The sequence below is a fragment of the Chondrinema litorale genome, from assembly GCF_026250525.1.
Classification (GTDB): domain Bacteria; phylum Bacteroidota; class Bacteroidia; order Cytophagales; family Flammeovirgaceae; genus Chondrinema; species Chondrinema litorale.
Map to the genome: position 1 here is coordinate 58,877 of NZ_CP111053.1, position 23,547 is coordinate 82,423.

Genomic DNA, 23,547 nt, shown 5'->3' on the forward strand with positions numbered 1-23,547 from the left:
AATTATTTTCTTTATCACCATTTGCTTTTAGTATGGATACTTTAAACTCGTTAAGTAATCTATCTGATAGTTTTTCTGCTACAGATAAAATGCCCGTTGTATTTATAGGTCATGGTAGCCCTATGAATGCTATTGAGGAGAATCAATTTGTTAAAGGGTTTCGTGATGTTGTAAAAACAATACCAAAACCGAATGCCATTCTTTGTGTTTCGGCACATTGGTTTACAAGAGGAACGAAGATAACTATTTCAAAACAACCAGAAACCATTCACGATTTTGGTGGTTTTCCTAGAGCTTTATATGAGGTGCAATATCCTGCTCCGGGGAGTCCAGAGTTAGCAAAAGAAACCCAAAAATTATTAACTCCAGAGTTGGCAGAACTAGATGAAAAGTGGGGCTTAGATCACGGAGCTTGGAGTGTTTTAAGACATATGTATCCAGATGCAGATGTGCCTGTAATTCAGTTAAGTATAGATTATACCAAACCAGCTAGTTACCATTTCGAGTTAGCTAAAAGACTTAGTGAATTGCGAAATAAAGGGGTTCTTATTGTTGGTAGTGGTAATATAATCCATAACTTAAGAATGGTTGATTTCAGCAATTTTAATAAAGTGGATTATGGTTACGATTGGGCAGTAGAAGTTAGAGAAAAAGTGAATAACTTTTTACTAGACGGTAATTACCAACCATTGTTAAATTACGATCAACAAGGTACTGCATTTAGATATGCTATTCCGACACCAGATCATTATTTACCATTAATATATACTTTAGGCTTACAAGAAAAAGGAGAGCAAATTTCATTATTTAATGATAAATTGATGGCTGGTTCTTTAAGTATGACCTCAGTAAAGATTAGCTAAATATGTGAAAGCTTTTTTGCAAAATCTATTTGAACGCATTCTACAATGGTTTATTAAAAGATATATGTTTGGTGGTATAGGCGAATCTGAAATAAAGGAAAAGGAAATTATCATGAAAAATTATCCTTTTAAACCATCAAAAATATTTCCGAATGCTATTTTAACAGTGGATAATATCGATGCTATATGCTATGATGCTTATCCGCCAAAGTTGAAAATTGGTAATGAATCTATTTTAATTTCGAGAGAATATGCAAAAGAGCTTGAGGAGTTTACGCTAAATAATAAGATTCCTGTAATAGAAGAAACTTATAATTGGAGTTGGATTTTAGAACCATATTTAGACACTGAATATACTCCCGAAACAGATATCCGACTCAGAAATCTATTAACAGAAAATGGCATTTTTGAAGATGAGCTCAATGAGATTAGAAATGAAGTTGGAACTCAAATGCTTAAATACAACGCAATGTTATGGGAATGGGGAGATTTAAATCTGATGGATGTTTTGCATGCGATGAAGTCAAAATATAGTAAGAAAGATTTTAATGATTTTTATTGGCGTGCGATGGAAATTCAATTTAGAACCAAAGTAAAATAAATATTTTTAAAACAGGCTGATGAAAATTTTCATCAGCCTGTTTTACTTTACTTACTAATCAATTCTTTTTCTAATTCTTCAAGAGATCTGTTTTTTGTTTCTGGCATTATCTTCCATACAAAAAGCAATTGTAGGAACATCATAAAAGCAAAGAAGCTGAAAACTGGTCCACCACCAAAACTTTTAGCAAAATAAGGAAACACGTTTGCGATTATTGCAGCTAATATCCAGTGAGTAAAGCTACCAAACGATTGGCCTTGAGCCCGAATTTTATTAGGAAAAATCTCTGATATAAATACCCAAATTACTGCACCTTGAGACATAGAGAAGAACGCAATATAGATAAATAGAAAGGCTGGTATTCCTCCGAATTGCTCTGCAAAAAATCCATAAGCGATAAGCGAAAGTGTGAGAATTAAGCCAAAAGAACCAATAATCATTAATGATCTTCTGCCTAGTTTATCAATAATAAAAATACCTACAATGCAGAATACTAGATTAGTAATACCCACACCAGTTGAGGATAGTAAGGCTGAACTAGCACCCAGACCCGTCATCTCAAAAATTCTTGGTGCAAAATAGATAATTGCATTAATACCCGAAACCTGATTAAAGAAAGCAAACAGAAAAGCCAGCATAATCGGTTTTCTGTATTTTGGTGAGAAAAAATTACCACCTGCGCTTTTAGTGAGTGCAATACCTTCTTTTATTTGGTCGATGGCTTTATCTACATTATCATTACTTACCTGCTCTAAAATTTTACGAGCAGCGGCTTCGTCATTTTTTAAAGCAATTAGCCAACGAGGGCTTTTTGGAACGAAAAAGACTAAAGATGCAAATATAAATGCAGGGATTGCTTCGATGCCTAACATCCATCGCCAAGCATTTTCGCCAATATTTGCTACCAAAAAATTCGATAAATAAGCTATTACAATTCCGAAAGTAATATTGAATTGAAACAAGGCAACCAATCTACCGCGAGCTTTAGGAGGTGCAATTTCTGAAATGTACATTGGAGCCGCCACAGATGATGCGCCAACACCAACACCTCCAATAAATCTTAAGATCATAAAAGAATATATCTCGGGAGCTAAAGCAGAACCTAAAGCAGAGATAAAATATAAGATACCAATCCAAATTAAGGTTTTTTTTCTGCCAATTGCATTTACGGGAATACCTGCAAATAGAGCACCTAACACGGTTCCATACAATGCTATGGCTACTGCTAAGCCATGTTCAAAGTCACTTAATGCCCATAATTTTTGGATAGATTGTTCTGCGCCAGAAATTACTGCTGTATCAAACCCGAATAAAAATCCGCCAAGTGATGCCACAACAGCATGAAATATTAAAACTTTCTTCATATTTACTGTTCAATCATTTATTAGAATATTCATATTTGGCTAAATATAGCTAAATGACTGTGAATTACTTACAGAAAGGTATCTTTTATAAAGTATGAAGAAATAGAATGGATTTTATGTAGGCTGAATGTTGGTTTTCAATCTCTATAAAATCCATTTTATATAAATAATTATTAGACAAATTGCAGTGGATTGAAGCCCTTTCCTAAAATTTTTGAACTATCGACACCCATCCATTTATCTAACATAGTGGCATAAATGTTCCTAAAATCAACCTGATATTTTAAGTCGAATTTATCGAGATTCACTAAATCTGGCATTGCATTATAAATTCCGGGCTTTTTTAATTTTCCACTAACAACAAACACATTATTAGCTGTACCATGATCAGTTCCTCGACTGGCATTTTCTTTTACCCTTCGCCCAAATTCTGAAAATGTCATGATGAGTGTATCATCTAGCATATTATTCTCTTTTAAATCAAGTACAAGAGTCTTTAGGCCTTCACTATAATTTTCAAAGAGTCTGCCTTGTCTACCTGTTTGTCCAACATGCGTATCAAAACCAGTTAAAGTGGTGTAATAAACCTTGGTCTCTGATTGAGAGATAATTAGTTCTGCAATCAATTTTAAACTATTACCAAATGCTCCTTTGGGATATTCTTTTTTAGATTTATAAATTTTTGAATGATCGAAAACGTATTCCGCAGACATTTGAGTTGATGCATAAATTTTATTCAAATAACTCAGATTCTCATTTTCGGAATGATCTAAGTGTACATCTTGTTCATTCAACATTTGTTTAAACTTATTGGCATTTGTCAAAGCTAATCCGGTATTATTTCGCCCTTTCATAGCCAGACTCAAAGTATCATCAGCTTCTATGGCATGGTAAGGTTTATCGCATCCTGCACACTGACTATCCAGATACCTGCCAATCCAACCTTCATTTAAATATTCATCAGAACCACTAGCCGTTTGCCAAATATCCATCGATCTAAAATGTGATCGATTAGGGTTAGGATATCCCACTTGATTAATGATGCTCAAATATCCTTCATCATATAAATATTTTAAGCCAGTGAGGTTGTTATTTAAGCCTACTTCATCTGTTAGTGTGTGTAAGTCGGCTGTTTTTAAGCCAATATTTGGACGGTATTTATAGTACAAATCATTCCGATAGGGAACAACTGTATTCAAGCCATCATTTCCACCAGATAACTGAATAATTACTACTTTTTTATATCCTTTAGCAGCTCCAATTAACTCCGAACTTCCATGTAAAAATGAAGGTATTAACATAGTACCAGCAGATGCCAAAGCTGAATGTTTTAAAAAATTTCTTCTTGAATTTTTCATTGTTTAAATATTTTTAAAGCTGAATGCTTGATGTCAAAATTTTTCTGTATGATTAGCACATCTGATATTCCATTAGTTGAGAATAATGAGATATAGTTCTGAATAGGCTGCCCTTATCTTCTTTGCTAATAGAAATGTTCATAGTTTTTGAAGTATCAATTTGAAGCATATAATGCATTAATTCGACATCATTTTTGATTGTTGCGAATTCATTTTTAAAAGCATTTACATCCAATTGGGAATTGATTTTTCTTAGCTTTTTTGCATTCTTAAATAGCTCAAAATCATCACCTGATTCTTTAGGTAAAATATCAATAGCACCAGATAAAAGTAACATTTGGGTGAGTTTAGTACGAACTATAATTGTCGAACTATCAATCCAGCTTTTACCTTCATCCCAACCAGAAACATTAGGAGGGTAGAGAAGTCTCTGACCCAAAACAGTTTGCACATAAATAGCAGGTTTAGAATCATTTAATTTTATATGAAAAGACTTTTGTATACCAACTAATAGATCAATAGGTGATTTAATTCTAGTTCCTATATTCTCATTTTTATAAAACCATTTAGATAAAAAAATCTCTTCTAACAAAGTCTGGATGTTATAATCAGACTCATAAAATGTTTTAGCAAGAGATTGAATTTGCTTTTCGTTTAGTTTATCATTTACCAGATATGCGTATATTTTTCGAGTGATATGTTGTGCTGTCTGTTTGTTTTCTAATAGCATATTTAGCACATCATCACCATTAAAATTACCTGTATTACCGAATATGGTTTTAGGCTCATCGTCGTGTTGCCTTTCTCTAAAGACAAACTCTCCTATATTATTAAAACCCCAACCAGTAAAAGCCCTTGCAGCTTCTTTTATGTCTTTTTCTGTGTAATTGTCTCTGCCCAAAGTAAATAATTCCATTACTTCACGAGCAAAGTTTTCATTAGGAGATTTTTTTCTATTTTGCTGGTTATTAAGGTATTGTAACATGGCAGGTTCTTTAGAAATAGCAAACAGCATTTCTTTGAAACTACCCAAAGCATGTTTTCTAATGGTATTTAGATAATTGATGGTGAAGACAGATTGGCCAGACATACAAGCAAAATGATTGTGCCAGAACACAGCCATTTTCTCTCTTAAAACACCTTCATCATTTACCATTAATTGAATCCAATCGAAATTGAGTTGCCTAATGTTGGTTCGATTAGTTTTCTGGAACTCTTTCTTTTCATCGACTGATAAATCTTTCATCTTCACTTCACCTTGTTTAATTGGCACTTCTAGTTTCAATGGTTTAAAACTGACTGTCTTTTTAAACAAATCGTTTACCGCATCTTGATGAGATTTACCTGTATATTTAGTTATTTCTTTATATGTACCTCCAAAACCAGCTCGCCAATAAAGGTGCTGAACTTCTTTCTGGTTTAATTTCATAGTTTCAAAGTTTTTATCCTTAGATGCTTTAACTGAGAAAGGGTTTAATCAGTTTTGAGAAAATATTATTATAAATCACCATTTTGGAATAAAAACAATTGGTGAATCCTTAGGCTGAGTATCATTAATTTGTTAAGAATTGAACTCTTGGAGCAGTAATGAGTTTATTTAATACAAAACGAATAACTACAAAAATTTTTAGCAGGAAGTAAAAAAGGCGTCTGTGAAAACAGATGTCTTTTTTTATTAATAATAAATCATCAGCTTAATATTATAATATCCTCACTCAGTAGTAAAAAAATCAGAAGATTAACTAATCTTGATTTGTTTCCCATATTTTTGCGAAAGATCAGAATAAACTAACAGAGTTTTGTTTTTCAAAACTTATCGGAAACGTATAATTATCAATCAGAAGATAAATGGCATTTAAATGCTTAGCAACTGCATTGTTGCTTTTAATTCCCCAATTCTTTCTATCAGCGCAAAGTACAGAAAATGAGAAGATTGTAAAGGTTCTATCTTTCAATATACTTCATGGAGCTACTACTAAAGGTGATTTCAATCTGGATGTAATTGCCAATGTGATTAAAGACACTGATCCAGATTTTGTAGCCATGCAAGAAGTCGATTTCCAGACAAACCGAGCAAAGAAATACGATTTAGTTACAGAGCTGGGTTGGAGAACTAAAATGGCTCCTCTTTTTGCCGGAGCAATGCCTTTTGACGATGGTGAATATGGAGAAGGCATACTTTCAAAATATACTTTTCTACAAACCAGAAATGTAGCTTTACCACATCAATCTCAAAATGAACCAAGAGCCGTGCTTGAAATTCTTACTGTTTTACCTTCCGGAGACACAGTGGCTTTTGTTGGTACTCACCTCGATCACTTAAAAGACAATACTGACAGAGTAGCTCAGGTAAAGAAAATTAATGAGGTTTTTAAAGAGAATAAATACCCAACCATTCTTGCAGGAGATTTAAATGATGTTCCCAATAGCCAAGCCATCAATATTTTGGAAGAAGTGTGGACGGCATCTTACAATAAAGAGAATCCTGCCCCAACATTTCCATCTAATAAACCAGATAGAAAAATAGATTACGTAATGTTTTTACCTGCCAATAAATGGAAGGTGATTAGTACAGAAGTGATTCAAGATGCGATTGCTTCTGACCATTGCGCCTATCTGGTTACACTACAATTAATCGATTAAAAACAAAACTAATATTTACTGTTCCTATAATTTCATGAAATATTTATCTACTATCATTTTATGTTGTTTAGTTAGTTCTTTTACCTATGCACAAGCTATAAAAGGCAAAGTAAAAGACAGTCAAAAGAAACCGATTGAGGGTGCACATGTTTTATCTTTAAAAACGGGTAGCCATGTGCATACCAATCATGCGGGAAGCTTTATTTTTAATGATGTCAAAATAGGGGATACTCTCCAAATTAGCCATATAGGCTTTAATTCAGTAAGAATATCTGTTGAAAACCTTACTGAAGAAATTGATATTCAATTAGAAGAAAATGTAATTTCTCTAGATGAAATTTACATTCAGCCCGAATTAGATGCCATCAATCTTTTAAGTGAGGTTGATTTACATACTAATCCAGTAAATTCTTCGCAAGAAGTACTTCGCAAAGTACCAGGGTTAATTATTGGCCAACATGCTGGAGGAGGAAAAGCTGAGCAGATTTTCTTAAGAGGTTTTGATATTGACCATGGAACTGATTTGGCTGTTTCGGTAGATGGAATGCCAGTGAACATGGTTTCTCATGCTCACGGACAGGGTTATGCAGATTTGCATTTTATCATTCCTGAAACCATCGAAAACCTCAATTTTGGTAAAGGTCCTTACTATGCCGAACAGGGTAATTTTAATACAGCTGGTTATGTAGATTTTCAGACAAAAAAGAGCCTAAAAAATGGATTGGTAAAAGTAGAAGCCGGACAATATAATTCGCAAAGAATGTTGGCAATGTTTAATCTGGTGGATACAGAAAAACACTCTGCTTACATGGCTGGTGAGTATGTTTTAACTGATGGCCCTTTCGATAGTCCTCAGAATTTTAGCCGAATTAATTGGATGGGTAGATATACCGGCAGGTTAGATAATAATGATGAAATTTCTTTATCAGCTTCGTATTTTACCAGTAACTGGGATGCTTCTGGTCAAGTTCCGCAACGTGCTATAGATGCTGGACTAATCAGCCGATTTGGTGCGATTGACGATACAGAGGGAGGTAAAACTAGCCGTAAAAACATCAATTTAAATTATATTAAAAATATTTCTAATCATGCTTTTGTAAAGAATACAGTTTTCTTTTCTCAGTATGATTTTGAATTGTATTCTAACTTCACTTTTTTCTTGGATGATCCTGAAAATGGAGATCAAATTAAGCAAAAAGAAAGCCGCCAGTTATTCGGCATGAAGAGCGAATACAATCAGTCATTCAAAATGGGTTTGGTTGATGCCTTGGTGCAAGGTGGCTTAGGGTTTAGAAACGACCAAAGCAACGGCAATGAGCTTTCGCACACTTTAAACAGAACAACTACACTTGATTCTATCAGCCTTGGCGACATAAACGAAACCAATATGTTTACCTATATCAATGCAAATTTTGAGATAGGTAAATGGACTATTAATCCATCAATCAGAATCGATGGGTTTAAATTCAATTACTACGATAAATTGTTAGAAACTTATGAGACTCAATCAGAATCTAAAGCAACGGTGAGTCCTAAGTTGAATATTCTTTACAACTACTCTAATAACCTTCAACTTTATTTAAAAACTGGAAAAGGTTTCCACTCTAACGATACCAGAGTAGTGGTAGCAGAAGAAGGGAATGAAATTTTACCTGCTGCCTATGGGGCTGATTTAGGTGCAATTTGGAAACCTGTACCTAAGGTGTTGGTAAATGCTGCTTATTGGTATCTGTTTTTGGAGCAAGAATTTGTGTATGTGGGCGATGCGGGTATAGTTGAACCAAGTGGAAAAACCCGCAGAATGGGTGTTGATTTGAGTTTAAGATATCAGCCATTAGACTGGTTATATTGGAATGCAGATGTAAATTATACATTGGCAAGAGCTGTAGATGAAACCGAGGGGAATGATTACATTCCGCTTGCTCCTGATTTTACTATTATGTCTGGTTTAAGTGCGATACATCCGAGTGGGTTTTATGGCGGACTTAGAATGCGCTACATAGACGACAGACCAGCCAACGAAGATAATTCGATTATTGCCAAAGGTTATACCGTGTTTGACATGAATGCTGGATACCAATGGAGTAATTTTGATTTAGGTATCAGCATACAAAATTTGTTTGATGTAGATTGGAATGAAACCCAATTTGCAACAGAATCCAGATTAAGTTATGAAACTGCACCAGTAGAAGAAATCCATTTTACTCCCGGAACCCCATTTTACATTAAAGGGACTATTTCTTATAAGTTTTGAGAAAGATTCTAAAACTATATAGAATTTTTAATAAGAAAATCCTAATACCTTAAAGGTGTTGGGATTTTTTTATTAAATGAAGTGCAGATTTAAATCTTTAGTAGAGGTAGGAGAATTTGTCTCTGGGTAAACTCTCCTAATTAATATTCATAACTGACTGTTGGTATGTATCTTAGTACGATTTGTACCATCCTTTAAAACCAATGATATTCTTAATTGACAAAGTAGATTCCGAATACCAAGTAATTGTTTATAAAGGTATTTTTGATTTGACTCATTCAATTGAATGGCAGGATATTTTTGAGGGCAAATCTTTAATTATTGATGAACATGGAGTTGGATATGAATGGGATTCTTCGAAGAGTGATGAAATTGGTATTGTATACGATTACACAATGATTTCGACGTTAAGGATTTCTGATCTAATTACGCAATGTTTGAAAAAGCTTAATGCCGACAAGGATATTTATGAATTTAATTTTTTCTTATGAATACTATTTAAAAAAGTAAAATGACATCCATTCATAGTAAGAAGTAACCATTAAACGAATTTAAACACATTTTATACTAACCTTTATTAGTTTACTTCCCCTAAATATGCAAGTATAAAACCTTAGCTATAAAATCAAATCTCAAAGCCATTTGATTATTGTTGTCATATATATTATATTTACAGCAACAATAAATATTATTTATATATGAGACAATTAACATTCGCATCACTACAAGTGATAAATTTGGAAGCATCAAAAGACTTCTACACAAATAAATTAGGATTCGAAATTGAAAATGCTAAACCACAAGCTTATGTTTTCAAGTACAACAAAGGAGAAGCAAGTTTTGCTATTCGTACACCTCTCGAACCTATAGAAGGAAAAGAATTGGGTATTGGTGTGGCTATTTGGTTTGCCGTTGATGAAAATGTGGACGAACTGAAAGAGAAATTTGTAGCAAATGGCGTAACTACTATTGGACCGATAATAGAAACTCCATTTGGTAGAGCATTCCATGTAAAAGATCTTGATGGCTATAAACTTACATTCTTAGAAACAAAATAATACCAATTGTGAAAGGTAAAAAAATTTAAAGTGACTCCATAAGGTGCAAATGTTCTATACAGGTCTTAGTTAGAAAAATGGTTAAGAGATTACACTTCAATGAGTATCTTGATACTATTGGTGACTCAATGATGGCATTAATTGATTTTCTGAATTATAAATTTGACAAATGTACTAATGTTGTCGATGGTAATCATTATATCAGATTATATGGAGTATTAAGTGCTGCTTACATAAATATGGCAGCAATATTAAATCTTGTACATTTGGTTAAAATAAAAAATAAATCTTTGCATGAGGATCTCAAGAATAGTAAAATAATCTTTTTAAGAAATGCGATTGCTGCACATCCTACTAATTTCAGCGAAGCAGCTGATATTGTTAACTATAAAGTAGTAAGAAGTTCTCTTAATGAACAAGGCAGATTGAAATTAATCGATTATCAAAATAATTCAGTTCAATATGATTTGGTTTCTGCAATCAATGAATATATTAAACTAATAGATATAATTCTTTTTGATATTTGTACTAACCTTGTCCGAATGAGATATGGGTTTTCTAATGAGAAAATGGAATGCTTGGAGAAATCATTGCAGAAAATAAAGGGAAGCAAGTAACCATTTATATTTTCAATATTTGTATGGAAAATAAAGAAGATATTATAGAATACATTTCAATCTATTGTACACACTTTTATAATGAGTTTGAAAAGGCAGCAATGAATCACCATATTGCAAAAGTGAAATTTCTACCATACAAGGACAAGTTAAAAAAAATGGCTGATGCGTATGAAAGGAATACTTCAACTAACCCCAAAGTTTTAGAGCTATTAAAAAATGGTATCCAAGAATTTCAAAGACGTGCTTCAGAAAGAATATTCAATGAACACTTTGATGAACTCAATCTTAACAGATGCCCCAAATGCAATGGAATTACTAGAACTCCAAAAGCAAAACAATGTAGATACTGTCAACATAACTGGCATTAGACATTGACTAAAACTCTAATTATTTTTTTCAGATAGATGTAATACCTAAATAGTTAATGAAAACATTCTCTAAGTCTACAATAAGAAATGTAATTGTATTTTTCACAGGACCACTTTTTTTAATTCCAGCAGTTATGGTTGGTTTATTAATCACCTCAATTATTAGAAAGAATTATGTAGATTTTTTTGGTTTTGCTTATGAGGGTTTAGTTGGTGCAGTTGGGCTTAGTCTACTTATTTCAGCTGGATGTTTGTTATTTGCATATCCATTAACATTAATTTGGGGGATACCTACTATCTATATCCTAGAAAAAACTAATTGTTTGAATGTCTTAAACCTTATATTGATAGGCTTATCTGGAGCCACATTATTAACACTTTTCATAGTACTAATTTTTGTTACACCATTAAAATTTGATTATTCATTTTTATGGATATGGTTAGTTTCTATTTATTGCACGACTGCTGTTAGCTTAGGTTGTTGGTTTGTTTATAATAGATGTGAAAAAATATAATGGATTACCAACAACGTATTGAATTTAAAAATACTTTTTAAATCAGTAATTCCTCCTACTTTAAAAAGCTATTAGATTTACTTACAACAAGCTACACACAATCACGTTAGCAGTATTATTTTTCTGTTTATCTATTGTAATATTTTTATCTTGGTATATCCTATCAATTGAAGTAATGCTTATTAAAACCAATATATTACTACTGGAATTTTAATTAGAGGAGGTCTTAATCTGGAAAAGACACAAAATAAAATTATTGGCGAAGGTACCTCCATAGTTAGCTGCACAAAGCATTTTAGTGGTTTAGCATCTAAGTAGATTGCAAACATTTATTAAACAGGAATTAAAAATTTGAGACAACTAATTTTCATGCGTTTTAAATTTAACGTTAACTAATAAAGAAATATCTTTCATTAGAATCATAAGATATGAAAAGTGCAGAAAGCGATACTGTAGACTTGAAAGAGTTTGACATTAATACAGATAGGGGATTTCAACGTGAAATTAGACTCAACAATATTCTCACAAGCATTAATACTATTTTTATTCTGCTATTATTTGCTATCCCATCCATTAGAAGCCAAGCTACTTTTGTTTTTGATATTATAGTGTCTACTATTCTAGGCGTAATTGTGCTACTTTTAAACAAAATGGGTAAATATTATTATGCTCGTTTTATTTCTAATGTATTCTTTTTGCCATTACACTTCTTTGCCATACTATTTGCAGAAGAACTCTTCCCATTTATGTATGATATTTTTTCGTACGCTATTCTCGCTTACCTAATTTACCCTATTTTCACGCTTGATTACACAAAGGAAAAACGAGTATTTATACTGGCTATATTAATAAATCTAATTCTGCTAGTAGTCCATGAAATGGCTTTTTCTGCTTATAAGAGCGATTATCAAATTGATAATCAGCTGTTTATGATATTTAAAGCTTTTCAGGTTATAACTTGGATAATGATTGCTGTTATATCCTTCACTTCTAAAATGATTAACATTAAAAGTGAAGCAAAAATGAAGGAAATTAATAAGGAATTACATAAGCTTAATCTACAGAATAATGAAAATCTAAAAGAAATAGCTATTTTAAATGAGGAAATTGTAGCTCAAAATGAAGAGCTTATTACAAAGCAGGAACAGCTGTCGATCAAAAATATTTACATAGAAGAGCAAAATACCAAACTCAAAGAATATCAACAAAAACTAGAAGCTCAACTATATGAAATTACTATAACACAAACTAAACTTGAAAATAAAGAAGCGGTAAACAAAAGTATATTAAGTACGATTAGACAAAACTTTAACTCTACTGAATTCGACTTAAAAGGAAATATTTTGCATATTTCTCCAATAATTAGTGAATATCTACATACAGATTCTCACAGTCTTAAAAATAAGAATATCGGTGAAATTTTTGACAAGTATATTGTTTACCCAAAAAAATGGGATTTCTACAATGAATGGCAATACATACTGAATGGTGAATTAAAAAGTCAAAATTTCATTTTTAAATTTGATGCTGGTGAAGTTCATGTGCGTTCTCATTATTCACCCATTCGCAATGCCAAAGGCGAAACAATAATGGTACTTTCAATAGGAGAAGACATTACTTCACTAGTAAATCAGCAGAGGGAAATAGAAAAAAGTAATAAGATACTGCAAGCCCAAAAAGAAAAAATAAATGCTATAAACAACTCTCTAGAAATACGGGTAAAAGAGCGAACTGATGAACTAGAAAAAAGAAACGCACAGTTGGAGGAGTACGCTTTTATAAACGCACATATACTACGAGCACCAGTATCGAGTATTTCTGGATTAATAAATTTGTTGCATTACGAAACTCTTCCAATAAAGGAAACTGATCTGTTTAAACATTTGCTCACATCAGTCGACAATCTTAATGAGGTAGTCCAACAAATTAATACAGCCATTGAGCAAAATACTGAAATGAACCGGAAACATTTTAACAAGTGACATTGTAGAATTACAATTATACTAGGCTTGATTCAGAATAAGATTTTTTTTGCTTAATTAGATATTTAAAACTGTTGGAGTTGGGGAAAAGCATTAACTTATTTCAAATAAAGTGTTAGGCCTAAAAGATACACCTTTTAATTCTTGTGTTTCGAACTCATCTTTAAGTTTATCTGAACAGAATATTGCATTAGAAACAATTAACAAATCAAATGACAAAGATTGTAATTTCAATCTATTAGGTTTGTAAGAAACATACCTTCCTAATTCGTAGTCGTCTTCATCAAGTTCCATATTATATTTTTCAATTTGATTTTTTGCTAGTTGATATTCTTCCTACTATTAATATCTAATTTTTCTATGAGTTTATCTGGGAAAGAAAATGCAAACTATTACTACAGTTATTCCTGGGTGTAGAACTATGACAGGGCTAATTGATGATATTTAGGATTTTTTTATATCTCCAATTCCAACTCCCAAAACACTATAAAATCACACTTCTTTAAATCATTTAAACTTTAAAAACAAGGTTAAAAATCATTAAATTAGGTTCATACATCGCAGGATTTGCATCATACATCGCGAAACTCATATTTTTTTGAGTACATTTTTAAGCTCTTCTGGTTTTCTGCCAAACACTTAGAGGTAAGTAAACTATATTAAAATGAAGAGAAAAGAATTTATAAAAAGCCTTGGAATGACTAGCCTAGTGCTTCCATTAGTTGTAGGTTGCAGCGACGACGAGGATATCACTCCAATTACAGATGATTCTAGTTCTGAAAGTAGCAGTGACTCATCTTCTAGTAATTCAAGTTACAGTTCTGATTCTTGTACTAGTACTCCTTCTGAAACTGAAGGCCCTTTTCCAACGAAAGATCCATCTTCTTTAGAGAAAGTAGATATTACTGGTGATAGAACCGGTATAGCGCTTTCAATAGAGATTGCTATTCTTAATCAGAATGAAAGTTGTGCAGCTTTAGAAGGTGCTATTGTAGATATCTGGCATTGCGACAAAGACGGAAACTATTCTGAATATGGTGGTACTCAAATGCAAAGTACAAACTATACTTCAGTTCATTTCTTAAGAGGTCGTCAGGTTACAGACAGCGAAGGATTGGTTCAATTCACTTCAATTTTTCCAGCTTGGTACCAGAGTAGAGCTACACATATCCACGTGCATATTTATAACTCAAGCGGAAAATCTTTACTGGTTACTCAAATTGCTTTTCCAGAAGGTGACGACAGCGCAGTAGTAACAGTAAATGCTGCTAGCGACTATGGATATACCAAAGGAATGAGTGGTTACACTTATAACTCAAATGACAATGTATTCTCTGATGGTGTTGCTGAAGAACTTTCTACCATTAGTGGAAGCATAGAAGAAGGTTATTCTCTTTCTCATTCAATTGTTGTAAGTGCCTAATTATCAATATTATGAAAGGTATTATAAAGATTAGTTATAGAAAATTTATAGATGCAAGCTCAACAGCAGCGTGGGATAAGTTTGTGTTCGAAGATACTTACAAAGAGTTCTTTATGCAGGCACAACAGTTCGACTCTGAAGGCAAACATGAGACTTTTACAGAAATGTTAAAGCATGTTCCTAAAGCTGAAAATATGCATTATTTGGTGAGTACATCCGCTATGGGTTATTTGAAACAGCTAAACGATTTAATACCTGATATTGCTAATGTAAACGGAAAGTTATTTCTGCCTTTTAAAAATTTTAGGTTTGAGATAATTCAATCAAATACTAAAGATAAAAATCAACATAAGGTGGCAATTACATTTTTTAGTGAAGCAATCACTTTAATTGACTCCATCGACAAACATTTAATTATTTCCATCGGAGACAAATCAGATTCTATTGATATGGGGCTTGAAGTTAATACAGAAAGCTTAATTCTTTCTGATAAAATCAACATTTGCTCTTTTCAAAAACTGACAACTTCGGTTTTTAATTAAGCTAGAGTTAAGATATTAAATCTACTAACTAACAGGCATTAAAGACTTTTATACGTGATATAATTTACTAACATGAACCAGCTATTTGTCAAATTAACTATATGGACGCTAATAGGCATTTGCGCGAGTTGTTTTTCCTGTTCTGTAAAACAATATGAAACTGAAAAGGAAGAAAGCATAATTGAGATCACCGATGAGCAACAAAACTGGCCGAGTGTAGCTGAAGAATATACTCCTAAAAACAAGGTTCGGTTGATTAATGCTATTCACGACAGCAATGCCATGAGTTCATATTAAACACAATGATTCACTCATTGATAAAAAAACAATTTGTAATTCGATAAAACTCATATGCTATGTTGACACAGACTCAAGGACAAATTTACCTTGCTAATCAGAGAGGATGTACCCAAAGTAATTGGTATCGCAGTTTCCATACCTTTAATTGTAAGTCGTATTTTAAAGAAAGCAGAAAGCCTTTTAACAATCTGCTATCGCTAAACGATATTACTCTTAAAGCGGAACATTGCATAAAACAAGAAGCAACTGAAAATATAGCAGTTTGCCTTATCCCTTTGGTTGGTAATTTAAAATACAAACAGCCTAACGAAGCGAATAAGCTACTTGAGGTTGGAGAGTCTGTTGTTTTCTCGGTAAATAAAGGAGATTTATACCAAGTTGAGTGTCCTTATAAAAGATCGCTAATAAACTATTTACATATAGAAATTAAAGTTTCAGAAACAATCAACTACAATCAATCGCAATTTGATTTTAACTCCCAAATGAATCAACTTCTGTCGTTACTCAAAACCGACAACCATTGCTTTAACATTTCAATAGGAAAGTTTAACGGCAGAGTTGAGGGAGAACACTTAGTGAAAAATCCGGAAAACGGAGTATTTGCATTCGTAATTGAAGGTGCTTTTGAAATACAAGATCGTTTGCTTCAAATCCGCGATGGGCTAGCATTGTGGGACGCAGAACAGATCGATTTCGAAGCGCTTTCAAACGATGCTATTGTATTAATTTTAGATGTAGGAAAAGCATAAATTTCCATTGAATTTCAGATTTCATACAGCACACCTTCTTTGCTAGTAATTTGACTATTGCAGAGAAGGTGTCTTTTTCTTTGAAATAATGCAGGTTACGCTACTTGTGCTTGAAGGTAATTACTCCACACTCATTTAAGTATTTTACATGTAGTGAAACAGCCTGCCGACTCATGTTAAAATGCTCGGCTAGTGTATTTAGGTTTTTTCTGTCTTTCGTGAGTAATAGTAAAATATCTCTTCTTGTTGGATCGGCTATCGCCTGAAATACATCTCTTCTCATGATATAAAATTTATATGCAAGGATTACTTGCATAAATTTTATTTAAGAAAATGAGCTTATAATAGTATTATTATAAATTGAAGGAATTAGTGCATCTATATCTCAAAAAAAGTGAAGCTGTGGAGATAAGAAATGGAAATAGGCGGATAAGCCACCTATAATATATTTATAGGTAATAGGAAGTTTAAAATATATGATGATTTAAGGACATCCTTCCAATTGTTTCTGAACTTCTTGTAGAGAGAGTGGTTTTTCTTCGTTTCCCCAGTTTGTAAGTACATAATTAAGCACATTGGCAATGTCTGTATCTGTAAATTCTTCGTTTGCTGGCATTTGCTGCTCATACTCTACACCATTTACAATCACTTTTCCATCCATTCCTTTTTTAACAATACAGGCTAATTTATCTCTGTACTTATTCAAATAATCGACATTTGCTAATGGCGGAATGAGAGATTGCAAACCTACACCTTGTTCCATATGGCAATTTGCACAACGGTTTTCATATAATACTTCACCGCGGTTCTTACTTTTTGTACTAAATATTAATACCAGTGCCACCACCACCATCACCACAAAGGGTGCAAAATAAATTAATTTCTTATCCTTCATTCAACAAAACTTCAATATCATCCATCAACTCATTGGTTTCCAACTCCTTGGTGCCGTCGTAATAACCTCTAATTTGTTTTTTCTTATCGATCAATACAAAAGCACCACTATGCACGAAGCCTCCGGGTTGGTCTTTGTCTTCCATAGCACTTACCATGTACTTTTTAGCTACACCAAAAATCTCTTCTTTATCTCCGGTTACCATTAACCAGTGGTCTGAGGTTATACCTAATCTTCCGGCATAATCTCTTAATAAACCAACAGTATCGTGCTGAGGATCAATAGTATGAGAAAGTAAAATTACATTATCGTTGTTTTCAAACTTCTCATACACTCTCAACATTTGAGCCTTCATTTTTGGGCAAATGGTTGGGCAAGTAGTAAAAAAGAAATCTGTTACATATATCTTATTTTCAAAAGTCTGTGGAGTTACCACTGCACTATCTTGACTAAGAAATTCGAATTGCGCATCTGCCACCTGACCTAAAATTGGGAGCTTGTTATTTCCACTTGGTGAGCAGGCTGAAAGTATAAAAGTGAAAAAGAAAAAAGCTTTAATAAGTTTCATGTTAATCTAATCTAAATCTACAGGCAAAGATAAGTTATAATCATTGCTTAGCTGAAATTATAAAATAAAAAATACCTGATTTGCTTAAGTAATTCCATTATATAGACAACAAAGTTTATAATGTGAAAAATTTAGATAGTTTACTTTTTTTACTCATAATTCTTTCTCAGCTTTGAGCCATGTAAGGTTTTTCGAATCCTTCAGGAGAAGAAAATTAAAAGGGAATCAGGTGTAAATCTTGAACAGTTCCCGCTGCTGTGAGCTCAAAATAGCTTTTATCAATCCATTGCCACTGTTTGTTAAAAAGAATGGGAAGGCTGATAAAAGTGAGCAAGTCAGAAGACCTGCCAGACATATTCATTCGTAGCTTTCGGGAGAAAAAGCAAAGAATACCAACTTGAATAAAAGGTTTGCCTTAATTTTCATTCTGAGTATTTTTTAAAATTTCACGATTTGGTACGATTGGTTTAGCAACTTGTTAAATCACTTGTAATGAACAATTTGAGGGTTAAATTTTTAGTTTGTCTGATTTGCTGTACAGTTGTTTACCTTAAAGGATACGGACAACAAATTGCTGAATCTGACAGTACTTATTTGCTTGATGCAGTTATAGTAGAAGCTCGCAGGCTTAAAGATTACGATGCTGGTGCTCAGGTAATTTCTATTGATTCTTCTACAATCAAAAATTTTGAGGCAATGAGTTTGAGTGAAATGCTTACTCAAACAATGCCTGTATATGTTAAAACATACAATCCCGGTAGTTTGGCAACCACTTCTTTTAGAGGTATGGGGGCAGGGCATACCGCAGTTTTGTGGAATGGTTTTCCGATCCAAAGTCCAATGAACGGGCAAATAGATTTCTCACTTTTGCCGGGAAGTATAGTAGATGCGGTGAATTTACAACTTGGTGGAGAAGGTGCTTTGTGGGGGAGTGGAGCAGTAGGAGGCACCGTTTATTTAGAAAACCTCCCAAAATACAACAGCGGATTACAAGCGAGAATTAATCAAACACTTGGCAGTTTTGGTAAGCACTTTCAAGGTTATAAACTGACCTACGGAAAGAAAAAGCTCTATACCTCTCTAAATGTTTATCGGGATAAAGCCAACAACAACTTCACCTTTAATAATAAAGCAAAAGCAGGCTCACCCGAAGAAAAAATGCAACATGCGGCATTTTCTGAATGGGGAGTTCTATTAGAAAATTATTTAAAAATATCAGCTTATCAGCAATTTGCCATTAGATATTGGCATCAAGATACCGAAAGAGAAATACCCGCTACATTAACAGAAGGTAGTAGCTCTGCTACACAAGATGATCAATTTAACAGACTCTTATTATCTTGGTCTGGTAATCTCAATTCGCTTGATTGGAAATTACAAAGCGGTTTTTCGCTAGAAGAACTGCTCTATGAAAATGATGCTTCAGGGATTGAAAGTTTGAGTAAAAGTAAAGTGTTTATACAAGAAGCAGAACTTAACTGGTATCCTTTAGATCAATTGAGTTTTCAAGGTGGAGTACAACATCAATATGTAAGCGGAACTGTAGAAGATTACGAAGCCGGAAAGCAAATTCAACAAAGATTGGCTTTGTTGGGAGGTGTAAAGTTTAATACTCTGTTTCTAGAATCGCGAATTAATCTTCGGAAAGAGTTTACTGAATTTGGCAATGCACCTTTAGTCCCTACTTTTGGTTTAGAATTAAATCCTTGGAATTTTCTCACAGTTTCAGGCAAAATTGCTCGCTCTTATCGTTTGCCTACCTTTAACGATCTTTACTGGAAACCCGGAGGTAATCCAGATTTACTTCCTGAGTCAGGCTGGTCTAAAGAAGTAGGTATCAATAGCAATTTCAATTTGCTGAATATAAAAAACCAATTCCAGTTTACGATTTTTAGCAATAAAATTGATAATTGGATTTTATGGCAACCTGGTAGCACTTACTGGTATCCACAAAATATAAAACAGGTTTGGGCAAGAGGTATCGAGACTAGCTACTCTTTAGATAAAAAGTGGAAAAAAACTTCTCTTAACATTACTGCAAGGTACCACTATACCAAATCGACTAATGAGAAACATCAAACAGAAGATGATTCATCATTAGGCAAACAACTTATTTATACTCCTTTACATAAAGGGAATTTAAATTTCACTTATAATTATAATGATTTCGGAATAACATGGAGTCAGCAATTTACCGGTAAAACTTTTACTACTACCGATAATGATGATTCTCTCCCGGCTTTTACCACTTCTAATCTTTCATTTCAATACAAAGTAGATAAAAAGTATGGATATCTCAACTTGAGAATCTCTGCTAACAATTTGTTTGATGAAGACTACGAAATAATTGCTTGGAGACCTATGCCCGGAAGAAATTATCAATTCAGCTTAATTATATCACCTAAACTAAATTTTTAAAATGCAACGATTTAAATACTATCAAACCTGTTGGTTAATTATTTTATCACTCGTTTTTGTAGCCTGCGAAGATAGCGACGAGCCTAATGTAGAAGTACCAGCTAAGTATGCCAACGGTTTTTTAATTGCTAATGAAGGTCCTTTCCAAAATGGTTCAGGAACAGTAAGTTTTTACAGTTATGATTCAGCTACAGTTACCAATGATGTATTTCAAACTGTAAACAACAGACCTTTAGGTAATGTACTTCAATCAATTTCGGTTTACAACGATGAAGTATTCATGGTGATAAACAATGCCGAAAAAGTAGAAGTAGCAGATACCGAAACTTTTGAAAGTGTAGCAACCATAGAAGGACTTGCTCAAGCAAGATATTTTCAGGCAGTTTCTGCAGATAAAGCGTATGTTTCTGAATGGATAAATGGCTATGGAGGTCAATTATCAATAATCGACCTAAATACTTATGAAGTTTCAGATGCTATTACTACAGGCTTAGGCCCAGAAAGAATGTTACTAGACGACAACAAACTTTATGTAGTTTGTTCTGGAGGTTACTCTACAGACTCTGTTGTAACAGTAATAGACACAGATACAGACGAAATTTTAACCAGTATTGAAGTAGGGGTAAACCCATCTGGAATTGTAAAAGACGAAGATGGATTTATCTGGGTACTTTGCAAAGGAAATTACACTGCAGATTACAGCGCCTTAGAGAACTCAGGTAGTCTCTATAAAATTAATCCATCTACCAACACTGTTGAATCATCAATTAGCTTTAACAATTTCTATTCTCAACCAAGCGATTTAGTAATTGACGATGATGGAGAAACTATATACTACAGCTTTAATGGTGGTATTTACAAAATGGATACAGATGATACTGCATTGCCTTCTACATCAATAATCACTGGTTATTTCTACGGTTTAGGTTACGACCCAGAAAGCGATTATTTAATAGCCAGCGATGCCGGAGATTACACTTCTAGTGGTAAAATAGTACGATACGATTCCGAAGACGGAACCGTAATCGACGAGTTTACTGTTGGCGTTACTCCAAATGGAGGTTTTTACTTCCCTGCAGATTGATTAATAGAATAAAATATTGCTAGTATTTAATTGAATTATGAGTAAGTATACAGGTAAATCGTCAAATCAAGATCAAAACACAGAAGACTATTATTTTGAAAATGGTTTTCTAGTATTTACTGAAAGTTACCATAAAAAAAGAGGCTATTGCTGTAAAAGCGGTTGCCGACATTGTCCTTATGGTTTTAGAAAAAGACGTTAATGACTTCTTGATCTTATCGAATCCATTTTACTTTGTAAACTTTCTCTTTTCTTTTTTAGAGCTACGAATTTTTCTCGTAGCTTTTTCATTTCCTCTTCTATCACTTGGCTGCGTTGTAGACTTTCAGTGTTCATAATGTTAAAGTTTTGTGTAATATTTATCTTAAAAACTTACATCTTACAGATTTATTCAGTCCGTTAAGAACCCTTTATTCTTATTTACATTCAAAAACATTTGCTTATAGCTCAAAAAGCTTAATAAATAAGCATTATACCATAACATTAGCCTACAAACTACCTTTTATTGATTAAAAATATTGAAAATTTGGCAGGTAACTTTTTATTTGATCAGTAAATTAGAATTGAAAATTATTTATAATAAACATTATAAATTACTTTAATTTTAACCAAAATAACTATATCCACAGTTATAATTGTGTCATTTAAAACATCAAAATCGATACTAAGAAAAGCTATATAAGCAAGTGAAAGTATGAGTGTAAAATTCGAGAATACTAAAGACGCTAAAACTAATATATATGAAATTGCAGATGAGCTTAATCATGAAATGGTTTACAAGCTTACAGAATATGAAGACAAACATGCAGCTGTACATGAGACTAGAAAAGCAATAAAAAAACTTAGAGCATTATTAAGATTAATCAGGTATGAAGTAGGCCCGATTTGCTACTCCCAAGAAAATATTCACTATAGAGATGTAGGGAGGGAGATGTCTGAACTCAGAGATGCCAGTGCTTTAATAGAAACTGTAGACAAATTAATAGAAACAGCAGAAGATAAATCGCTACTAGAAATATTATTATCTGTTAAAAAATTGCTCGAAGAGAAAAGAAATGCATTAGCCAAAGCACAGACCAATCTCTCTAAAATAATTGAAACGGCAGTAATTGAGTTAAAAGCAGCTCATAAAAGAATTCATACTTGGCCAATTGAGTCTGATAAATTTCAAGATTGGGCATATGGTTTATCCAAAACATATAATAATGGTATTAAAACCATGCAACTCGCCTTTGAAACTCAAAACTCACACAACTTTCATGAATGGAGAAAACAGGTAAAATATCTATGGAATCAACTCCTATTTTTAGAAGATACTTGGCCTGTAATGCAAGCTATTGTAACAAGTGAATTATCTAATCTTTCTAGTTTATTAGGTGATGAACATGATCTAAATGTACTTAAAGAGGCTTTTGATAACGGCTACATTAATATGGAAATACCTGTACTTTTAGAGAAGCATATAGGCGATAAAACGGCACTATATAGAGCAGAAGCTAGCGACTTGGGTTTAAGAATTTATGCAGAAAACACTAATTCCTTTTTTAAGAAAAACAAAGTATACTGGGGTGTATACAAAGGAATTGAGCAAATTTAAACAGTATAATTCTTAGATACTTTGCCCCTGAAAGCCTGTTGTGCAACTTGTTATAGGATTTTTTCTTTCTAAAGCCCATAAAAATGGCAAAAAACTTCTTTAAAACGAATTAAATCAAAAAATTATTTATTACAATTGCCGTCTAATTAAAAATTAAATACAAATTAACCATGGAGAAGTACAAGCAAATTAAAGACATTTTAGAACAAGCTGATAATGACGCAGAGAAGTTTTATAGCCAAGGCAACAAAGCTGCTGGTACAAGACTTAGAAAAGCTATGTTAGAACTTAAAAACATTGCTCAAGACGTTAGAAAAGAAGTTCTTGAAATGAAAAAATAAGCAA

27 protein-coding genes and 1 riboswitch are annotated in these 23,547 nt (G+C 33.0%); of the genes, 19 read left to right on the forward strand and 8 right to left on the reverse strand.

Annotation, left to right across the window (positions count from 1 at the left end):
- Nucleotides 1-32 precede the first annotated feature (32 nt).
- Entirely contained in the window at nucleotides 33-863 is an 831-nt protein-coding gene (gene ygiD / locus OQ292_RS32330) for a 4,5-DOPA-extradiol-dioxygenase (RefSeq protein ID WP_284688477.1), read from the forward strand.
- 16 nt (nucleotides 864-879) lie between these two features.
- Nucleotides 880-1,464, forward strand: coding sequence for a hypothetical protein (locus tag OQ292_RS32335; RefSeq protein WP_284688429.1), 585 nt, complete (start codon nucleotides 880-882; stop codon nucleotides 1,462-1,464).
- Nucleotides 1,465-1,511: 47 nt separating this feature from the next.
- Here the strand turns inward: OQ292_RS32335 and OQ292_RS32340 are convergent, their stop codons facing one another.
- The 3 genes from OQ292_RS32340 to OQ292_RS32350 all read right to left on the reverse strand — a co-directional run bounded on the left by OQ292_RS32340 (nucleotide 1,512) and on the right by OQ292_RS32350 (nucleotide 5,615).
- On the reverse strand, nucleotides 1,512-2,828 hold the full coding sequence (locus OQ292_RS32340; protein WP_284688430.1) for a sugar porter family MFS transporter: 1,317 nt from the start codon (nucleotides 2,826-2,828) through the stop codon (nucleotides 1,512-1,514).
- A gap of 173 nt (nucleotides 2,829-3,001) precedes the next feature.
- On the reverse strand, nucleotides 3,002-4,186 hold the full coding sequence (locus OQ292_RS32345) for a DUF1501 domain-containing protein (protein ID WP_284688431.1): 1,185 nt from the start codon (nucleotides 4,184-4,186) through the stop codon (nucleotides 3,002-3,004).
- A 52-nt stretch (nucleotides 4,187-4,238) separates the two neighbouring features.
- On the reverse strand, nucleotides 4,239-5,615 hold the full coding sequence (locus OQ292_RS32350) for a DUF1800 domain-containing protein (protein ID WP_284688432.1): 1,377 nt from the start codon (nucleotides 5,613-5,615) through the stop codon (nucleotides 4,239-4,241).
- 419 nt (nucleotides 5,616-6,034) lie between these two features.
- Here OQ292_RS32350 and OQ292_RS32355 point away from each other — a divergent pair, with 419 nt between their 5' ends.
- The 8 genes from OQ292_RS32355 to OQ292_RS32390 all read left to right on the forward strand — a co-directional run bounded on the left by OQ292_RS32355 (nucleotide 6,035) and on the right by OQ292_RS32390 (nucleotide 13,626).
- Nucleotides 6,035-6,829 carry an endonuclease/exonuclease/phosphatase family protein gene (locus tag OQ292_RS32355; RefSeq protein WP_284688433.1) on the forward strand — a complete coding sequence of 265 codons (795 nt, stop codon included), beginning with the start codon at nucleotides 6,035-6,037 and terminating at the stop codon, nucleotides 6,827-6,829.
- Between the two features lie 34 nt (nucleotides 6,830-6,863).
- Nucleotides 6,864-9,083 (forward strand): TonB-dependent receptor, encoded by a 2,220-nt coding sequence (locus tag OQ292_RS32360; RefSeq protein WP_284688434.1) that lies wholly within the window; start codon nucleotides 6,864-6,866, stop codon nucleotides 9,081-9,083.
- Nucleotides 9,084-9,265: 182 nt separating this feature from the next.
- Complete coding sequence (locus tag OQ292_RS32365; RefSeq protein ID WP_284688435.1) at nucleotides 9,266-9,574, forward strand: hypothetical protein; 309 nt, start codon at nucleotides 9,266-9,268, stop codon at nucleotides 9,572-9,574.
- A 207-nt stretch (nucleotides 9,575-9,781) separates the two neighbouring features.
- Nucleotides 9,782-10,141 (forward strand): VOC family protein, encoded by a 360-nt coding sequence (locus OQ292_RS32370; RefSeq protein ID WP_284688436.1) that lies wholly within the window; start codon nucleotides 9,782-9,784, stop codon nucleotides 10,139-10,141.
- Between the two features lie 77 nt (nucleotides 10,142-10,218).
- Nucleotides 10,219-10,758, forward strand: a complete 540-nt coding sequence (locus OQ292_RS32375) for a hypothetical protein (protein ID WP_284688437.1) — start codon at nucleotides 10,219-10,221, stop codon at nucleotides 10,756-10,758.
- A 23-nt stretch (nucleotides 10,759-10,781) separates the two neighbouring features.
- Nucleotides 10,782-11,129 (forward strand): hypothetical protein, encoded by a 348-nt coding sequence (locus tag OQ292_RS32380; RefSeq protein WP_284688438.1) that lies wholly within the window; start codon nucleotides 10,782-10,784, stop codon nucleotides 11,127-11,129.
- 56 nt (nucleotides 11,130-11,185) lie between these two features.
- Nucleotides 11,186-11,644: a hypothetical protein gene (locus tag OQ292_RS32385; RefSeq protein ID WP_284688439.1), complete on the forward strand. Its 459-nt coding sequence runs from the start codon at nucleotides 11,186-11,188 to the stop codon at nucleotides 11,642-11,644.
- Nucleotides 11,645-12,072: 428 nt separating this feature from the next.
- Nucleotides 12,073-13,626, forward strand: coding sequence for a hypothetical protein (locus OQ292_RS32390; RefSeq protein WP_284688440.1), 1,554 nt, complete (start codon nucleotides 12,073-12,075; stop codon nucleotides 13,624-13,626).
- A gap of 93 nt (nucleotides 13,627-13,719) precedes the next feature.
- Here OQ292_RS32390 and OQ292_RS32395 read toward each other — a convergent pair whose 3' ends face one another.
- Complete coding sequence (locus OQ292_RS32395; RefSeq protein ID WP_284688441.1) at nucleotides 13,720-13,920, reverse strand: hypothetical protein; 201 nt, start codon at nucleotides 13,918-13,920, stop codon at nucleotides 13,720-13,722.
- Nucleotides 13,921-14,290: 370 nt separating this feature from the next.
- Between OQ292_RS32395 and OQ292_RS32400 the strand changes: the two genes are divergently transcribed.
- The 4 genes from OQ292_RS32400 to OQ292_RS32415 all read left to right on the forward strand — a co-directional run bounded on the left by OQ292_RS32400 (nucleotide 14,291) and on the right by OQ292_RS32415 (nucleotide 16,640).
- Nucleotides 14,291-15,049 carry a dioxygenase family protein gene (locus OQ292_RS32400; protein WP_284688442.1) on the forward strand — a complete coding sequence of 253 codons (759 nt, stop codon included), beginning with the start codon at nucleotides 14,291-14,293 and terminating at the stop codon, nucleotides 15,047-15,049.
- A gap of 11 nt (nucleotides 15,050-15,060) precedes the next feature.
- Nucleotides 15,061-15,591 (forward strand): hypothetical protein, encoded by a 531-nt coding sequence (locus OQ292_RS32405; RefSeq protein WP_284688443.1) that lies wholly within the window; start codon nucleotides 15,061-15,063, stop codon nucleotides 15,589-15,591.
- A 72-nt stretch (nucleotides 15,592-15,663) separates the two neighbouring features.
- On the forward strand, nucleotides 15,664-15,888 hold the full coding sequence (locus OQ292_RS32410) for a hypothetical protein (protein ID WP_284688444.1): 225 nt from the start codon (nucleotides 15,664-15,666) through the stop codon (nucleotides 15,886-15,888).
- Nucleotides 15,889-15,947: 59 nt separating this feature from the next.
- Nucleotides 15,948-16,640, forward strand: a complete 693-nt coding sequence (locus OQ292_RS32415; protein ID WP_284688445.1) for a pirin family protein — start codon at nucleotides 15,948-15,950, stop codon at nucleotides 16,638-16,640.
- A 100-nt stretch (nucleotides 16,641-16,740) separates the two neighbouring features.
- Here OQ292_RS32415 and OQ292_RS32420 read toward each other — a convergent pair whose 3' ends face one another.
- From OQ292_RS32420 to OQ292_RS32430, 3 genes are all read right to left on the reverse strand, one after another.
- Nucleotides 16,741-16,923, reverse strand: a complete 183-nt coding sequence (locus tag OQ292_RS32420; RefSeq protein WP_348970698.1) for an ArsR family transcriptional regulator — start codon at nucleotides 16,921-16,923, stop codon at nucleotides 16,741-16,743.
- 201 nt (nucleotides 16,924-17,124) lie between these two features.
- Nucleotides 17,125-17,535, reverse strand: coding sequence for a c-type cytochrome (locus OQ292_RS32425; protein ID WP_284688446.1), 411 nt, complete (start codon nucleotides 17,533-17,535; stop codon nucleotides 17,125-17,127).
- Nucleotides 17,525-18,103: an SCO family protein gene (locus tag OQ292_RS32430; RefSeq protein WP_284688447.1), complete on the reverse strand. Its 579-nt coding sequence runs from the start codon at nucleotides 18,101-18,103 to the stop codon at nucleotides 17,525-17,527. The genes OQ292_RS32425 and OQ292_RS32430 overlap by 11 nt, the downstream gene beginning before the upstream one ends.
- A gap of 167 nt (nucleotides 18,104-18,270) precedes the next feature.
- Nucleotides 18,271-18,469: riboswitch (cobalamin riboswitch) on the forward strand.
- 126 nt (nucleotides 18,470-18,595) lie between these two features.
- Here OQ292_RS32430 and OQ292_RS32435 point away from each other — a divergent pair.
- The 3 genes from OQ292_RS32435 to OQ292_RS32445 are packed head-to-tail and all read left to right on the forward strand — an operon-like array spanning nucleotide 18,596 to nucleotide 21,807.
- Nucleotides 18,596-20,521, forward strand: coding sequence for a TonB-dependent receptor plug domain-containing protein (locus OQ292_RS32435; protein WP_284688448.1), 1,926 nt, complete (start codon nucleotides 18,596-18,598; stop codon nucleotides 20,519-20,521).
- A gap of 1 nt (nucleotide 20,522) precedes the next feature.
- Complete coding sequence (locus OQ292_RS32440) at nucleotides 20,523-21,605, forward strand: YncE family protein (protein ID WP_284688449.1); 1,083 nt, start codon at nucleotides 20,523-20,525, stop codon at nucleotides 21,603-21,605.
- A gap of 37 nt (nucleotides 21,606-21,642) precedes the next feature.
- A complete protein-coding gene (locus OQ292_RS32445; RefSeq protein WP_284688450.1) occupies nucleotides 21,643-21,807 on the forward strand; it encodes a C1orf53 family protein in 165 nt (54 codons plus the stop codon).
- Here the strand turns inward: OQ292_RS32445 and OQ292_RS32450 are convergent.
- Complete coding sequence (locus OQ292_RS32450; protein WP_284688451.1) at nucleotides 21,804-21,941, reverse strand: hypothetical protein; 138 nt, start codon at nucleotides 21,939-21,941, stop codon at nucleotides 21,804-21,806. The two genes, OQ292_RS32445 and OQ292_RS32450, sit on opposite strands and share 4 nt — an antisense overlap.
- Nucleotides 21,942-22,299: 358 nt before the next feature.
- On the opposite strand from OQ292_RS32450, the gene OQ292_RS32455 reads away from it, so the two are divergent.
- Both OQ292_RS32455 and OQ292_RS32460 read left to right on the forward strand, forming a co-directional pair.
- Nucleotides 22,300-23,202, forward strand: coding sequence for a CHAD domain-containing protein (locus tag OQ292_RS32455; protein WP_284688452.1), 903 nt, complete (start codon nucleotides 22,300-22,302; stop codon nucleotides 23,200-23,202).
- A gap of 170 nt (nucleotides 23,203-23,372) precedes the next feature.
- Nucleotides 23,373-23,543, forward strand: a complete 171-nt coding sequence (locus tag OQ292_RS32460; RefSeq protein WP_284688453.1) for a histone H1 — start codon at nucleotides 23,373-23,375, stop codon at nucleotides 23,541-23,543.
- Nucleotides 23,544-23,547: the final 4 nt, after the last annotated feature.